Annotated in this window: 19 protein-coding genes and 1 pseudogene; 12 read left to right on the forward strand and 8 right to left on the reverse strand. The window is 69.9% G+C overall.

The genetic code is table 11. The features are described 5' to 3' along the window. Positions 1-2: 2 nt before the first annotated feature. Positions 3-758 (forward strand): PIG-L deacetylase family protein, encoded by a 756-nt coding sequence (locus ACFYY8_RS25020; RefSeq protein ID WP_390044812.1) that lies wholly within the window; start codon positions 3-5, stop codon positions 756-758. Between the two features lie 5 nt (positions 759-763). Here the strand turns inward: ACFYY8_RS25020 and ACFYY8_RS25025 are convergent, their stop codons facing one another. Then, positions 764-1,663: a LysR family transcriptional regulator gene (locus ACFYY8_RS25025; RefSeq protein ID WP_390044814.1), complete on the reverse strand. Its 900-nt coding sequence runs from the start codon at positions 1,661-1,663 to the stop codon at positions 764-766. 130 nt (positions 1,664-1,793) lie between these two features. Here ACFYY8_RS25025 and ACFYY8_RS25030 point away from each other — a divergent pair, with 130 nt between their 5' ends. The 3 genes from ACFYY8_RS25030 to ACFYY8_RS25040 all read left to right on the forward strand — a co-directional run bounded on the left by ACFYY8_RS25030 (position 1,794) and on the right by ACFYY8_RS25040 (position 3,622). Then, positions 1,794-2,276, forward strand: coding sequence for a cupin domain-containing protein (locus tag ACFYY8_RS25030; RefSeq protein ID WP_390044816.1), 483 nt, complete (start codon positions 1,794-1,796; stop codon positions 2,274-2,276). Next, a complete protein-coding gene (locus tag ACFYY8_RS25035) occupies positions 2,273-2,740 on the forward strand; it encodes a hypothetical protein (RefSeq protein ID WP_390044818.1) in 468 nt (155 codons plus the stop codon). Before ACFYY8_RS25030 ends, ACFYY8_RS25035 begins: the two co-directional genes overlap by 4 nt. Before the next feature lie 75 nt (positions 2,741-2,815). Continuing rightward, positions 2,816-3,622, forward strand: coding sequence for an SAM-dependent methyltransferase (locus ACFYY8_RS25040; protein WP_390044820.1), 807 nt, complete (start codon positions 2,816-2,818; stop codon positions 3,620-3,622). 27 nt (positions 3,623-3,649) lie between these two features. Here ACFYY8_RS25040 and ACFYY8_RS25045 read toward each other — a convergent pair whose 3' ends face one another. The 4 genes from ACFYY8_RS25045 to ACFYY8_RS25060 all read right to left on the reverse strand — a co-directional run bounded on the left by ACFYY8_RS25045 (position 3,650) and on the right by ACFYY8_RS25060 (position 6,351). Then, positions 3,650-4,039: a nuclear transport factor 2 family protein gene (locus ACFYY8_RS25045; protein WP_390044822.1), complete on the reverse strand. Its 390-nt coding sequence runs from the start codon at positions 4,037-4,039 to the stop codon at positions 3,650-3,652. 73 nt (positions 4,040-4,112) lie between these two features. Further along, positions 4,113-4,601 carry a hypothetical protein gene (locus tag ACFYY8_RS25050; protein WP_390044824.1) on the reverse strand — a complete coding sequence of 163 codons (489 nt, stop codon included), beginning with the start codon at positions 4,599-4,601 and terminating at the stop codon, positions 4,113-4,115. A 20-nt stretch (positions 4,602-4,621) separates the two neighbouring features. Continuing rightward, the gene (locus tag ACFYY8_RS25055; protein ID WP_390044826.1) at positions 4,622-5,179 is read right to left on the reverse strand and encodes a hypothetical protein; all 558 of its coding nucleotides are present in this window, start codon (positions 5,177-5,179) and stop codon (positions 4,622-4,624) included. Beyond that, positions 5,179-6,351: an agmatinase family protein gene (locus ACFYY8_RS25060; RefSeq protein WP_390044828.1), complete on the reverse strand. Its 1,173-nt coding sequence runs from the start codon at positions 6,349-6,351 to the stop codon at positions 5,179-5,181. Before ACFYY8_RS25060 ends, ACFYY8_RS25055 begins: the two co-directional genes overlap by 1 nt. Before the next feature lie 130 nt (positions 6,352-6,481). Here ACFYY8_RS25060 and ACFYY8_RS25065 point away from each other — a divergent pair, with 130 nt between their 5' ends. Continuing rightward, positions 6,482-7,249 (forward strand): helix-turn-helix domain-containing protein, encoded by a 768-nt coding sequence (locus ACFYY8_RS25065; RefSeq protein ID WP_390044830.1) that lies wholly within the window; start codon positions 6,482-6,484, stop codon positions 7,247-7,249. A 6-nt stretch (positions 7,250-7,255) separates the two neighbouring features. Here the strand turns inward: ACFYY8_RS25065 and ACFYY8_RS25070 are convergent, their stop codons facing one another. After that, complete coding sequence (locus ACFYY8_RS25070) at positions 7,256-7,645, reverse strand: RidA family protein (protein ID WP_390044832.1); 390 nt, start codon at positions 7,643-7,645, stop codon at positions 7,256-7,258. Between the two features lie 62 nt (positions 7,646-7,707). Between ACFYY8_RS25070 and ACFYY8_RS25075 the strand changes: the two genes are divergently transcribed. Then, positions 7,708-8,304, forward strand: a complete 597-nt coding sequence (locus ACFYY8_RS25075; RefSeq protein ID WP_390044834.1) for a CGNR zinc finger domain-containing protein — start codon at positions 7,708-7,710, stop codon at positions 8,302-8,304. Between the two features lie 46 nt (positions 8,305-8,350). After that, positions 8,351-9,268: an aminoglycoside phosphotransferase family protein gene (locus tag ACFYY8_RS25080; protein WP_390044836.1), complete on the forward strand. Its 918-nt coding sequence runs from the start codon at positions 8,351-8,353 to the stop codon at positions 9,266-9,268. Between the two features lie 259 nt (positions 9,269-9,527). Here ACFYY8_RS25080 and ACFYY8_RS25085 read toward each other — a convergent pair whose 3' ends face one another. After that, positions 9,528-9,734, reverse strand: coding sequence for a cold-shock protein (locus ACFYY8_RS25085; RefSeq protein ID WP_352015001.1), 207 nt, complete (start codon positions 9,732-9,734; stop codon positions 9,528-9,530). Positions 9,735-10,112: 378 nt separating this feature from the next. Continuing rightward, a complete protein-coding gene (locus tag ACFYY8_RS25090; protein WP_390044839.1) occupies positions 10,113-11,408 on the reverse strand; it encodes an amidohydrolase family protein in 1,296 nt (431 codons plus the stop codon). A gap of 299 nt (positions 11,409-11,707) precedes the next feature. Between ACFYY8_RS25090 and ACFYY8_RS25095 the strand changes: the two are divergent. The 5 genes and pseudogenes from ACFYY8_RS25095 to ACFYY8_RS25115 all read left to right on the forward strand — a co-directional run. Continuing rightward, a pseudogene (locus ACFYY8_RS25095) lies at positions 11,708-11,968 on the forward strand (MFS transporter); the annotation flags it as partial. Between the two features lie 118 nt (positions 11,969-12,086). Beyond that, positions 12,087-12,377 carry a hypothetical protein gene (locus tag ACFYY8_RS25100; RefSeq protein WP_390044974.1) on the forward strand — a complete coding sequence of 97 codons (291 nt, stop codon included), beginning with the start codon at positions 12,087-12,089 and terminating at the stop codon, positions 12,375-12,377. Positions 12,378-12,498: 121 nt separating this feature from the next. Continuing rightward, the gene (locus ACFYY8_RS25105; RefSeq protein ID WP_390044841.1) at positions 12,499-13,452 is read left to right on the forward strand and encodes an LLM class F420-dependent oxidoreductase; all 954 of its coding nucleotides are present in this window, start codon (positions 12,499-12,501) and stop codon (positions 13,450-13,452) included. Further along, positions 13,449-13,901: a DUF6789 family protein gene (locus tag ACFYY8_RS25110; RefSeq protein WP_390044843.1), complete on the forward strand. Its 453-nt coding sequence runs from the start codon at positions 13,449-13,451 to the stop codon at positions 13,899-13,901. The genes ACFYY8_RS25105 and ACFYY8_RS25110 overlap by 4 nt, the downstream gene beginning before the upstream one ends. 157 nt (positions 13,902-14,058) lie before the next feature. Next, positions 14,059-14,217, forward strand: a complete 159-nt coding sequence (locus ACFYY8_RS25115) for a hypothetical protein (RefSeq protein ID WP_390044845.1) — start codon at positions 14,059-14,061, stop codon at positions 14,215-14,217. Positions 14,218-14,222: the final 5 nt, after the last annotated feature.

Raw genomic sequence — 14,222 nt, forward strand, 5'->3', positions numbered from 1 at the left:
AAATGTTGCGCACCCTGGTGATCGCCGCCCACCCCGACGAACCCGAGCTCTACGCCGGTGGCATCTCCGCGCTGCTGTCCAAGGCCGGGCACGCGGTGAAGTTCCTGACGCTCACCAACGGCGACGCCGGGCACCACGAGCTCGAACGGGCTCCGCTGGCCCGCCGCAGGGCGGAGGAGGGCTGGCGTGCGGCCGACGCCCTCGGCGTGGTCAACTACGAGATCTTCGACGTGCATGACGGCCTTCTTGAGCCGACCGTTGAGCTGCGTCTTCAGGTGATGCGGGAGATCCGTGCCTGGCGGCCCGACCTGGTGATCGCCCTGCACGCCGACGGCTCCGGCCACCCGGACAACCGGGCCGCCGGGAAGCTCGTCGAGCAGGCCGTCGAACTTGTCACCGTGCGCAACGTCGAGTGCGGCAAGCCCCCGCTGGAGCGGCAGCCGGTCTGCCTGTTGATGACCGACTACGCCTCCGACCCGGTGCACCGGGACGACGTGGTGGTCGACGTGACGCCGGTCGCGCAGGCCAAGGTGGACGCCTGCCTCGCGCACGCCTCCCAGTTCCTGGAGTTCGGCCCGTTCCAGCGCGGTCTCCTGGACCGGGTCCCCCCGGCCGACGACGTGGACGCCTGCCGCGCCTTCGTCGGCGAGTACTGGCCGGGCCACCTGTCGACGGAGACCTTCCAGTTCGCCCCGTACGGCAGACGGGCCGACGAGGCCGAACTGCGGCGGCTGCTGCCGTTCGTCCAGAACCTCTGACCCCTTCAACCGGCGTTGTCCGTCCCCTCGTCGTGTGCGACGCGGGTCAGGCTGTGCAGCAGGTGGCGCAGGGCGGGAGTCGGTGAGCCAGGGGGGACGGCCAGCGAGGTGGTCAACCGTGGTCCGGCCAGCGGGCGGATGGCGACCCTGGGGAACTCCGGCAGCCCCGCCACCTCGTAGAAGACGGTCCAGGACGGGGCTCCGGCTCCGATGTGGGCGAGGGTCTCCTGGAGGGTGGTGAACGGCGGTCCCGGCGGCGGCGCCACCCCGGCGTCCCGGCAGGCTCCGGTGACCAGGTCATGGAAGGGCGGATTGTCCTCACGCGAGGAGAGCCGGAGCGGAAGTTTCGCCAGATCCCGGAGCCTCAGCTCGGCCGAGCGCGCCAGCCGATGCGCGGCGGGCAGCGCCACGTACAGCGGATCCGTCCAGACAGGAAGCAGTTCGAGGCCGGGCGCCTCGGTGAGCGCCCTGACCAGGGCGGCGTCGAGCTCGCCGGTGCGGACCCCGGCCAGCCGGGCGAGCAGGGGGAGCCGGCGCAGCCGGACCTGTAGCCGCGGCGCGACGGCGGCCAGCTCGTTCAGGGTGCGGAAGACCCGGTCGCCGGGGCCCTGCACGATCCCGAGGCGCAGGACGCCGTCGACGCCCGCGCCGATGTCGGCGGCCACCTGACGTGTGCGGCTCACGGCGGCGAGTACGGCACGCGCCTCGGGCAGCAGGCGTTCCCCGGCGCCGGACAGGTGCACGTGCCGGGTGGAGCGGTCGAACAGCGGCACACCGAGTTCGCGTTCGAGGCGGCGGATCTGCTGGCTGACCGCCGACTGCACGATGCTGAGCCGCTCGGCCGCCCGGCCGAACCCGCCCTCCTCGGCGACCGCCACGAAGTACTCCAGCTGCCGCAGCTCCATCCGTGCCCTCTGATTCATCTCGATCGGTGATCACTGCACGTCATAACCGCTTCTGGTTCACGGCTTCTTCCTGGACTCCAATGGATTCCGATCCCGGCCCCTGTTCCGGGAGAACTCACCAGGAGTCCACATGACCGTCACCGGAACACCCGCCTTCGTCATGCCCGCCGACGCCGCGGAGGTCGTCGATCTCCCCGCGGGTGGCGCGTTCACGCTGCTCGCCGACGCGAGCCACACCGCGGGCGCGCTCGGCGCCAACCGGCTGAGGCTGGGGAGGGGACGTGCCGGCGCCCGCCTCCATTTCCACTCCCTCTCCACCGAGCTGTTCCACGTCCTGGCCGGGGATATGGAGTTCCTCCTGGGGGATGAGCGGGTGACGGTCTCCGCGGGCGGGCTGGTCGTCGTGCCGCCGTGGCTTCCTCACGCGTTCGGCGCGGCGCCCGGGTCCGAGGCCGACGTGCTGTCCGTTCTGACGCCGGGGGTCGAACGCTTCGGATACTTCCGGCGGCTGGGACGCGTCCAGCACGGGCTGGAGCCCTTCGACGGTCTGCTGTCCGAGCAGGAACGCTACGACGTCCACTTCGTCGACGACACCGGTCGGGACGCCCGATGAGCGCCCTCGCGGCCGGGCCGCGGTTGGGGACGCTGTCGACGGCTCTTCGGCTCGGGGGACTGTTCGGCCCGGTGGTCTTCGGTGTCACGGCCGCCGCCGTGGCGCTGCTCGCGGGCGTCGACTCCGCCGACCGCCCCCGCGCGCTCACGGGGTACGGCACGCTCATGGCGGTCTTCGCGGCGGCCGCCACCCAGGTCGTCGTCACCGGTGACGTGTCGGCGCGGCTGTCCCCTCCGCTGCGCGGTGCCGGGATGGGCCTGCTCAACCTGACGTTCTTCGTGGGGGGCGGGGTCGGCTCCGCCGTCGCCGGGGCGTTGGCGCAGACGATGGGCCTGTCCGGCGCGCTGGTGGTCGTCGCGGTCTTTCCACTGGTCGCCGCGGCGCTGGCCGTCGTCATTCGATCTTCACCCGAATTCCCCTTCCCAGAAGGAGGGAAAGGTGGGATACGAAGGGGTGAGTCGTGATTCGTGGACGAAAGAGGATCTTGAGTGCGCGATCATGACACTATGGCAGGAGCGAGTGGAAGGCAGTGGTCACAGATGTCAGACGCCCCCCGGGACCGGATCACCTCGGTCGATCTGCAGACCAACCGGCCGCACTCGGCCCGGGTCTACGACTACATCATGGGCGGCAAGGACAACTTCGCCCCTGACCGGGAGACCGCGGCCAAGGTACTGGCCGACTGGCCCGGACTGCGCACCTCGATGCTGGCCAACCGGGCCTGCATGCACCGGATGGCCCGTCACCTCACCGGCCTGGGCGTGCGGCAGTTCGTCGACATCGGCACCGGCATCCCCTCCTCGCCGAACCTGCACCAGGTGGTCCAGGAGTCCGCGCCGGACGCGCGTGTCGTCTACGTCGACAACGACCTCATCGTGCTGTTGCACGCGCGTGCCCTGCTGACCGGCACGCCCGAGGGGCGCATCGCCTACATCCAGGCCGACATGCGCACCCCCGAGGCGCTTCTCAGCGACGCCACGCTCCACGAGGTGATCGACTTCTCCCAGCCGGTCGCGCTCACCCTGATCGCGATGCTCCAGTTCGTCGAGGACGCCCAGGGGGTGGTGGAGTCGCTCCTCGAACCTCTCGCCCCGGGCAGCCACCTCGCCATCACCATCCCGACCGGCGAGCTGGCCCCCGAGTCCGAACGGCTCGCCCGCGAGTACACCGAGCGCGGCATCCCCATGTATCTGCGCGGCCGTGCCGAGGTGGAGCGGCTGTTCTCCGGCCTGGAACTGCTCGACCCAGGGATCGTCCCGATGCCCAACTGGCACCCCGCCCCCGGCGAGCGGCCCCTCCCGGACACCGCGACCAACATGTACGCCGCGGTGGGCCGCAAACCGTAGACCCGGCCCAACCCGCTCGTACGGCGGTCAACGGCCGGCCGGCGCCCACCAGGTCAGGTTGGCCGCGGCCTGGGACAACGGTTCGATGATCTCCCACGCCTCGGCGATCAGCCCGTCGTCGAGGCGCCAGATGTCGACGACGGCGATCTCCGGCCCGGTGCCGGGAAGCCGGCGCAGCGAGTGCATCACAACGTGGTCGCCGGACTCCAGCAGGTGCCGGACCTCGACCCGCATGCCGGTGAGCGGGCCGAGCGCGGCGCCGACGGCGGCGAGCCACTCCGTCTTGGTCTTCGAGGTCGCGTCCGGCCGATGGTGGACGAAGTCGTCGCTCAGCAGCGGCGCGAGCGCGTCGACGTCTCCGGTCGCGACCAGGGCCGACAGTGCCCGTTCCACAACGCCTTTGTTACCTGTGGTCATGGGTCGCCAGTGTTCCCACCCCCGCCGGGGTTGTCGATGAAATGCCGTTTCATGGCGTACGGCCCGCTCCCGCTCACACGCCGGGCAGCAGCTGCTCCAGCAGGGCGATCGCCTCGCCCGCCACGATCCCGTAGAACGGGTTGCTGAACGCGGTCACCGCCATCGCGACCGCGTCCGGGAGCCGGTTGACGTTGCCGATGTTGTCCGGCAGCACCACGAACATGCCGATCACGATGAGGAATCCGGCCACGGACTCCAGCGGGACCCAGCGTCCCATCCGCTCGACCAGCCCGAGGCCCGAGATGACCGCCATCAGGCCGAGGAACAGCACCGCCGAGAAGACCGGCATCCCGGTCGCCGCGGTCGGTGACGGGGTGGGCTCCATCGGGGCACCGCCGAACAGGCCCGCGGCCAGGCTCGCGACACCGTCGGTGAGGAAGACCTGGTTCAGTCTCGGCTCGGTCCCGGCCAGTTCCGAGTTGACCGAGTCGTAGGCGACCACGGTGCCGACCCGCAGCGCGAACAGCGAAAGCGCCCCCACCAGCACCGGCCGCGACACCATCTCGCGCCACCGGAACGGTATCAACCGCGGCTTCTCGATCTCGGGCGTCTCCGCCTCCTCCGGCTCGTCGCCCAGCCTCGGCCCAGGAAACGGGCCACCAGCGCGCCTGCCAGGATCGCCGCGACGACGGTGATGGCCAGGTCCCCGGTGAGCAGGAACGCGCCGACCCCGGCCACGGTCGAGGCGATGCCCGTGGCCTTCCTGGCGCGGATGTAGTCCACACCGGTGGCGGCCAGCATGATGCCGACTCCGGCGATGGTCCCGGCGATCACGCCCTTGTCGAACAGCCCGATGAGCGGCTCGTACAGGCCGAGGAGACCGAGCACGACGGTGGGCACGGCCGACAGGACCACGACCCAGTAGATCTGGGGCGCCCGTTTGACGCCCTGGGTCGTGACGGCCACGGACTCCACGGTGAAGTTCAGCGGTGTGACGATCCTGGTCAGGGCCGTCAGCACCGCCGCGACGGCGAATCCCAGCGCCATCGCACGGCCTCTGAACCCCTTGCGTACGGCGTAGAGACCCTCGCCGAGCCCGTCCGCGCACATGCCGAGCGCGGCGAGGATGGCGTCGAACACTACGCGCCGTCGTCCCCGTCTCGTTCGTCGATCTCCCGGGCCCGGGCGGTCTGCGGATCACCGCTCCTGGTACGCCCGAGTTTGCCCGCCTTGACGGAGGCCGCCAGCACGTCGCAGATCAGCCGGACCCCGAGCAGCGACGTCACATCCGAGGTGTCGTACGGCGGTGACACCTCCACCACCTCCATGCCGAGCAGTCCCTCCTCGGCGAAACGGCGCACCAGCTTGAGCGCCTCACGCGGGTAGAGGCCGCCGGGCTCCGGCCAGCCGGTGCCCGGGGCGAAGCCGGGGTCGACGGCGTCGATGTCGAAGGACAGGAACACGCCTTCGGCGCCGTTGCTCCAGGCGACCTCCAGCGCCAGGTCGGCGACCGCGTTCAGGCCGTGCTCCTCGATGTCCTCGACGGTGATCACCACCGTGCCGCCCTTGCGGGCCTCCTCGACTCCTGGCCGGGGAACCTGCCAGCCGCCGATGCCGATCTGCACGAGGTTGCCCATGTCGAAATGCAGCTCGTGGGCCGCCCAGTACCACGGCGTGGTGTGCATGCGTTCGTCGAGGTCGCGTTTCTGGGTGTCCAGGTGGCGGTCGAAGTGGATGACGCCGATCTTCTTGCCGAACGCGTTCATCACGCCTCTGGCGGTGGGGAACCCGATCGAGTGGTCCCCGCCGAGGATGACCGGGAACACACCGTTGGACACGATGTGCTCGATGCCCTTGGTGATCTGGTCGAAGGCCTTCTCGATGTTCGCGGGGGTGATGAAGATATCGCCCACGTCCACGATGTCGAGCTGTTCCCGCAGGTCCACGCCCTGCTCGTAGTAGTAGGGCGAGTAGAGCGAGGAGATGCTGCGCATGCCCTCCGGTCCGAAACGCGGTCCCGGCCGGTACGTGGTCCCGGTGTCGAGTGGCACACCGACCACCGCGACCTCGTGTTCGCCGACCAGGTTGACGTCCTCCAGGTACGGCGCCTTGAGAAACGTCTTGATGCCCGAGAAGTGCGGGATCTCACCCCGCTGGAACGTCGAGGCCAGTTCCTTGTCCTCGATGGAGTCGGCCGGAGGCAGGCCCAGGCGGTGCGTCCGCCGCAGTTCCTCCTGGTACTTCCGGTCGGTCAGCTCGGCCTCGAAGCGTTTCGCCTTTTCGCCGTGCAGGTCTTTCGGATCGATGCCCATGGGGTGGATCTGAGCGCGAACCGTACAAGGGCAACGCGCGGGCACGCATGGAGTGGGGAAAGCTTTCCACGACCGGGAGAGCGGGCACCGTCGGACGAGGTTTTCGGTCGGCGCACTATGATCGGCGGCCATGCGCACGGTCGGGGAACTGTTGCGGCGGTGGCGGCACCGCCGCGGGCTCAGCCAGCTCGATCTGTCGATCGCCGCCGACGTCTCGGCCCGGCACGTCAGTCTGGTGGAGACCGGGAAATCCCGCCCGAGCGCCGATATGATCATCCGGCTCGCCGAGCAGCTCGACGTGCCGTTGCGTGAGCGCAACCGGCTGCTGCTCGCCGCCGGCTTCGCCCCCCGTTACCCGGAACGACCGCTCGACGGGGACGCGCTGCCCGCGGCTCGGGAGGCGGTCGAAAGGGTGTTGCGCGCGCACGAGCCGTACCCCGCGCTGGTCGTCGACCGCCGGTGGGACATCGTGCTGACCAACCGCGCCCTCGCCCCGTTTCTCGCGCGCGTCGCCCCCGAGCTGCTGCGTCCGCCGGTCAACATGCTGCGGCTGGGGCTGGATCCGCGTGGGCTCGCCCCGTTCATCGTGAACCTGGCGGAGGTGCGTTCGCTGCTGCGTGTCCGGATCTCCCGTCAGCTCGCGGTCGCCCCCGACCCCGGGCTGGCCGCGCTCCACGAGGAGCTGCTGGCCCCCGGGGGTGAGGAGGTGTCCCATCGGGTCGAGTCCGAGGTCGCCACTCCGATGATCTTCCGTTTCGACGGCCGGGAACTACGGCTGTTCTCGACCGTCACCACGTTCGGCACCCCGCTGGACATCACGCTGGAGGAGGTCTCGATCGAGTCGTACTACCCGGCGGACGCGGAGACCGCCGCCTACTTCACCGGCCTCGGCGCCTGACCGGGGTCACACGACGGCGACGGCGTCGATCTCCACGAGACAGCCGGGGTTCAGGCCGGCGACGACGTGGACCGTGATGGCGGGCGGCGGCGCGTCGAGGTTCCAGGCCTGGCGGAAGGCGGCCACGCCCTCGTCGAAGGAGTGCCCGTCGACCACGGCGATGGTCCAGTGCACGATGTTCGCCAGGGTCGCCCCCTCGCTCTCCAGGATGGTCAGGAGGTTGTGGAAGATCTGCACGGCCTGCTCCCCGACCGTGGGGCCGACGACCTTGCCGTCGGGGCCGACGCCGTTCTGGCCGCCGATGTAGATGGTCTTCGTCGGCTGCTCGACCACGACGGCCTGGCTGAAGGCCGGGCTGCGGTGGAGACCCTCGGGATTGATGTGCCGGACGCCCATGTTCTTCCTCCTGCATGACACCGGTAATACCGGTTTCGACTGACACCAGTTATAGTGGTTTCATGCGCACGAACGCAACCGGACGGGTGTTACACGACTTCAGGGGCGGGTCGTTCCGCTTCGACGCGGGCGCCGTCTGCCTGGATTTCGCCCACAGCGGGGGCGAAGGCCGCTACGCGGTGTTCGAGACCCTCCACGAGCCCGCCGACCTGGGCGAATGGCTGGCCCAGCCGCCGTTGGGCGCGGTCGTCACGGTCCCCGTGACGGCTGAGGACCTGGTCGCGGCCAAGGCCCTCCGGCGGGCGATCTGGAACGCGGCACGGGCCAGGGCGGCGCACCGTCCGCTGCCCGCCGAGGCGGTCGAGGCCGTCAACCGGGCCGCCGCCGCGCCGCCACTGGTCCCCGAACTCGCCGAGAACGGTATGGACACCGGGTGGGCGGTGCCGGTTCTGGCCACCCAGGCGCTGTCCACGATGGCCCGGGAGATGATCGAGCTGCTGTCCGGGCCGCTGGCCGAGCGCTTCCGTGAGTGCGCCAGCGAGACCTGCCCGCTGGTCTTCGTCGACTCCTCCCGGCCCGGTGCCCGGCGCTGGTGCTCGATGGAGCGCTGCGGCAACCGCCACAAGGTCCGGGCCCTGCGTGCCCGCCGTACGACATGACCTCGGTGGGAAGTGCGATTCCGTTGAAGAAGAACAGGATGTGAGCATGCCGGAAGCAGTCGAGGTCCCGCGGTCCCTGGCGGCGTCGTACGCCAGGGGCTTCGGCGAGCGGGGAAGGGCCTGGATCGCCGGGCTGCCGGCCCTCGCCGCGGAGCTCCTGGACCGCTGGGGGCTGGAACGGGACGGCGCGGCCGCATCCGGGGAGGCCTCGCTGGTGCTGCCGGTGCTGCGTGAGCACGGCGAACGCGCGGTGCTGAAGCTGCAGATGCCCAGGCAGGAGACGACCGCCGCGCTCATCGGGCTGCGCGCCTGGAACGGCGAGGGGATGGTGCGGCTGCTGGACCACGATCCGGAAAGCGGCGCCGTGCTCCTGGAACGGCTGGACACCACCCGCACGCTGGCCTCCGTCGAGGACGACGACGTCGCGATGGGCGTCCTCGCCGGGCTTCAGGCCCGGCTGGTGAGCGTTCCCGCTCCGCCGGAGCTGCGAGGCCTCGGCGACATCGCCGCCGAGATGCTGGAGCAGGTCCCCGAGGCGGTCCCGGCTCTGGCCGACGCGGCGGAGCGGCGGCTCCTGCGCGGCTGGGCGTCCGCGGTCGCCGAGCTGGCCGACGAGCCCGGAGACCGGATGCTGCACTGGGATCTGCACTACGACAACGTCCTGGCCGCCGATCGTGAACCGTGGCTCGCCATCGACCCCGAGCCGCTCGCCGGAGACCCCGGCTTCGACCTCTGGCCCGCCCTGGACAGCAGGTGGGACGACGTCGTCATGAAGGGCGACGCTCCGCGCGTGGTACGGCGCCGCTTCGACCTGCTCACCGAGGTCCTCGGCCTGGACCGCGCCCGCGCGACCGGCTGGACGCTCGGACGGCTGCTGCAGAACGCGCTCTGGGACATCGAGGACGGTGAGACCGCTCTCGCCTCGTCCTCCGTCGTGATCGCGGAGTCGCTGACCGGCCCGTGATCTCGTCCCCTGGCCCGCCCCGGTCCTCATTCCTCAGGAGCCGAGACGACCGGCGGGCCTCGACGGGGTCGTGTCACGAGTTCCCGGCGGCGAAGTCGCGTCAGATCCGCCGTGACCGGTGATCCGGACGGGCGAACCGCCGTCGCCCCTCCTGGTCAGGTTTCCCAGACGTTTCCCGGCCAGACCGGACGTTTCCCGGAGGAAAAGGAAAAAGAGCCCGCGCCGTGAAGGCGCGAGCCCTGATCCCTGGTGTTCGTCGTCAGGAGGCGACGATGTTCTCGGCCTGCGGGCCCTTCTGGCCCTGCGTGACGTCGAAGGTCACCTTCTGGCCCTCGCGCAGCTCACGGTAGCCGCCCTGGCCGACGATGTTGGAGTAGTGGGCGAAGACGTCGGCGCCGCCGCCGTCCTGCTCGATGAAGCCGAAGCCCTTTTCCGCGTTGAACCACTTCACGGTGCCGGAAGCCATATTGATCTCCTCTTGTAGGTGTAAAGCCGAAATCCGTCCTGATATGGATCTCGCGTCGCCGCAATAGGCCCACACCGGAGAAGACCGGTAAACAAAAAATGCACCCGAGGCTACAAACCGTCAGGTGCACACAAGTTCATCATGGGTACCAAAACTGCAACTACCGTCAACGTATCACAGGTGCGGGGATGTCCACGTCTCCGGGCGAACATGGCTCAAGGATGGCCGGCCCGGCCTCCGGCCGTTGGGAACCGTCAGCGGTCGACGTCGATCAGGCCTCCAGCGGCGTGGCCTCTGCCGATTCGCCGAAGGCACGCCGTACGGTCTCCACGGTGCAGCCTCCACCGGCCTGAGCGGTGGAGGCTGCACCGGAAGGCGCTATCCGCCGTGGCCGGTGGTGGCGAGACGGTTCTTGTAGATACGGCCGTCCTTGACGATGACGGCCAGGTTCTTGCCGGGGTCGGAGAGGAGGCTCAGGTCATGGGTCGGGTCGCCCTCGACGACCAGGACGTCGGCCCAGGCACCGGGTTCGATCACGCCGAAGCGCGCCTGCCGGTAGGGGTCGCGTTCGCCCGACAGACGGAACAGCTCGGCGTTGCCTGAGGTGGCCATCTTCAAGGCCTCGACCGGCGTGAACCCGAAGTGCGTGGTCAGACGGGTGAACATCTCGCTCTGCCGGTCGCTCTCGGCGGGGTTCAGCAGCAGGTCGGTACCGAAGGCGATCTTCGTGCCGCACTCGCGCGCCCACTCGTACGTCCGGGCCACGCCTTCGCACACCTCCTTGTTCTTCTCCGTCGAGACGGGGTCGGTGTAGACGTGGTCGCTTTCGAGGAAGGGCTGGGTGCTGAGCCAGACGCCGTACTTGGCCATCCGGGCGAGGGTGTCCTGGTCGGCGGCCAGATGGCCGTGCTCGATGGCCTTGATCCCGGCCTTGATGGCACGGCGGATGCCGGTGTCGTTGTAGACGTGCGCGGACACGTACGTGCCCCAGTCGGCGGCCGCCTCGACCGCCGCGCGCAGTTCGTCTCCGGTGTACTGGACGACGTCCAGCGGGTCGTAGGTGGAGGTCACCCCGCCTCCGGCCATCACCTTGATCTGGCTGGCGCCGCGCTTGAACTGCTCGCGGACCGCCGCGAGCACCCGGTCCCGGCCGTCGGCGACCCGCATGAACCCGATCTCCTCCGCGCGGGAACCCGGCCCTCCGAAGATCGTCGCGTCGTTGTGCACGTCGGAGAAGTCACCGTGGCCACACGTCTGGGAGATGGCCGCCTGGCTCGGATAGATGCGGGGTCCGGGCAGGACGCCCGCGTCCAGGGCGAGGCGCAGCGAGGCGACGTCTCCCGCCATGTCCCGCACCGCGGTGAAGCCCCGCATGAGCATCCGCCCGGCCTCGGCCACCGCGTTGTAGTACCCCACGCCGGTGCTGCCCGTCATCAGGTCCGCGTGCGTGCTCCCGGCCGCGAACACGTGCACGTGCGCGTCGGTCAGGCCGGGCATGAGCGTCCGCCCGTCCCCGTCGATCACCACCGCGTCCAGGCCGGGCGCGTCCCGTACCTGAGCGATCCTGCCGTCCCGGATGTACACCGACCGAGGCTCGCTGAGCCCGTCGGACACCCCGTCGAACACCCGCACATCCTTGATCAGGATCGGCACCCGGCCATACTCACCGCTCACGAAAACCCCCACGAAAACCGGAAGAAACCCGCGTTCACCAGGAGGTATACCGGCCCGGTCCAGCACACGGACCCTGGCCGCAGTCAGTGGCGCCTCAATATTGGCCCACCACCACCCCTGGGCCACGATCATGTGGAGTCCGTATGGCTTGCCTGCACCTGACAGGTGTACCTTCGGCGGGGCTCTGGTTGATCGTTCGCGGCGACCGCAGTCTGATCGCCATGACGACGACACCTCCCGACGCGAGGCTGGGGCTTCGCGGCCGGCTCATTCTCATCACCCTGTGCGGGGCCACGTTCATGACCGGGCTGGACTACTCGGTCATCACGGTCGCGCTTCCGGAGATCGGCCGGGACCTGCACTTCTCCGGCGCCTCGGCCCTGCAGTGGGTGGTCACCGCGTGCCTGCTGCCCACGGCCGCGCTGATGCCGCTGTTCGGACGGGCCTCCGACATGCTCGGCAGGCGCAGGTCGTTCATCGTCGGGGTGGCGGCCTTCACCGCGTTATCGCTGCTCGCCGGACTCGCGCCGAGCCCCGGGTCGCTCGTGGCGGCACGGGCGGGGCAGGGCGTCGCGGCGGCCATGATCGGTCCGACCGCCCTGGCGCTGATGACCCGCCGCCTTCCCCGAGGGGCCGCGGCACACCAGGGCCCTGGGGGTCAACGGCGCCCTGCTCTCGCTGGGGTTCGTCATCGGGACGATCGGCGGCGGCCTCATCACCAGCGGCCTGAACTGGCGGTGGACCATGCTCATCCTGTTCGGCATCGGCGTCCTGGTGATGCTCGGCGCGATCACCGTGGTCCGTGAGACGACGGTCCCGGTCCGGACCAGGCTTGACGTCCCCGGCGCGATCCTGGCGAGCGGAGGGCTGTTCGCCCTGGTCTACGGCGTCTCCGCGCCCCGCGACCCGCCGGTTCCTCACTCCGGCGCTCAGTCCCACGTCCTGCGGCCTGAGCCCGGCCCGGCGTGAACGGAGGAACTCACCAAGGGCGGAACTCGGGTACATGCCACCAGAGCCTATTCACCGGCCGATCTGTTTCGCCCTGACGGGCGGGGTAGGGGAAGAATCACCCCGTCGAAGGGAGCCGGCAATGACCAGGTTCGGCTATTTCCTGAGCTGTGAGGAACACGATCCGAAGGAGTTGGTACGGCAGGCCAAGCTGGCCGAGCAGGCCGGATTCCAGGCCCTGTGGATCTCCGACCACTATCACCCGTGGCTCGATGAGCAGGGTCAGAGCCCGTTCGTGTGGAGTGTGATCGGCGCCCTCTCCCAGGCCGTCTCGCTGCCGATCACCACCGCCGTCACCTGTCCCCTGGTGCGGATCCACCCGGCGGTCGTCGCCCAGGCCGCCGCCACCAGCGCCGTGCTCACCGAGGGCCGGTTCCGGCTCGGTGTGGGGACCGGCGAGGCGCTCAACGAGCACATCCTCGGCGACCGGTGGCCGCCCGCGGCCGTACGGATGGAGATGCTCGCGGAGGCCGTCGAACTCATGCGGTGGCTGTGGAGCGGCGAACTGGTCACCCATCGCGGCCAGTACTACGAGGTGGACACCGCCAGGCTCTACACGCTGCCCGACGAGCCACCCCAGGTCTACGTGTCCGGTCTCGGCGAGCACGCCGCCGAGCTGGCCGGGCGGATCGGCGACGGCTTCATCACCACCGGCCCCAGCGCCGACCTGGTGGAGACGTTCCACAAGTCGGGGGGCGCGGGCAAGACGACGCAGGGCGGGCTGAAGGTCTGTTACGCCTCCGACGAGGCGCAGGCCCGCTCGCACGTGCACCGGCTGTGGCCGACCCAGGGCATCAAGGGGGAGGCGTCGCAGCTGCTGCCGCTGCCCCGGCACTTCGCGCAGCTCGCCGAGATGGTCGGGGAGGACGACGCGGTCGCCTCCTCTCCCTGCGGGCCCGACCCTCGACGGCACCTGGCCGCCATCCGCCAGTACGTCGACGCCGGGTTCGACGAGGTCTACGTCAACCAGATCGGCCCCGACCAGGACGCCTTCTTCGACTTCTACGCCGCCAAGGTCCTGCCGGAGCTGACATGAACGGGCGGGGGCTGCTCGAAGGCGGGGTCGGCGGCGCGCTGGCCACCGCCGCGATGAGCGCGGTGATGCTGGCGGGCAGCCGGGCGGGACTGATGGCGGACCAGCCGCCCAAGCACATCGTCCGCGCCGCCCTGCCCGGCCACCCGCACCGCAGGAAACCGGGTGAGGGCGTGCTGGGCGCCCTGGCCCACTTCGGCTTCGGGATGACGGCCGGGACGCTGTTCCGCCTGGTCAGCAGAGGGCACCGGACTCCGGTGCCGGTCGGGATCGGGTACGGCCTGGCGATCTGGCTGGCCAGTTACCAGGGGTGGGTGCCGGGGGTGACGGCCCTGCCGCCGATCTCCGCGGACCGGCCGGGGCGTCCGGCGGTCATGGCCGTCGGGCACGTGGTCTACGGCATCACTCTCGCGGCGGTGCTGAACAGGTTCCGTGACCGAAACGATCGTTAGAACTTTTCCCACTATTTCATAGCGACATATGCGAAATGCGTATATGTCGGGGTATCGATGGCTGCGCCGTGCCGTCGAAAACCCCGGAGATCGACCGCCGGACAACATTTCGATCGCCCGGCAATGGAAGGTCGCAAAGCGGAACGGAGAAATCAAGATGACCGAGACGGATCCCGAGGACACCTCGCCGCAGCCTCCGGCCCAGGTGCCGGACGACCGGGAGAACGCCGAGGGCGCGGACGCGCCGGTCGGCATCGATCCCGAAGGCCCCGAACCGAACCTCCCCGACGACCGGAAGGGCACGCCCAAGCCCTGAGACGC

This window comes from Streptosporangium sp. NPDC001559 (assembly GCF_042893955.1).
Taxonomy (GTDB): domain Bacteria; phylum Actinomycetota; class Actinomycetes; order Streptosporangiales; family Streptosporangiaceae; genus Streptosporangium.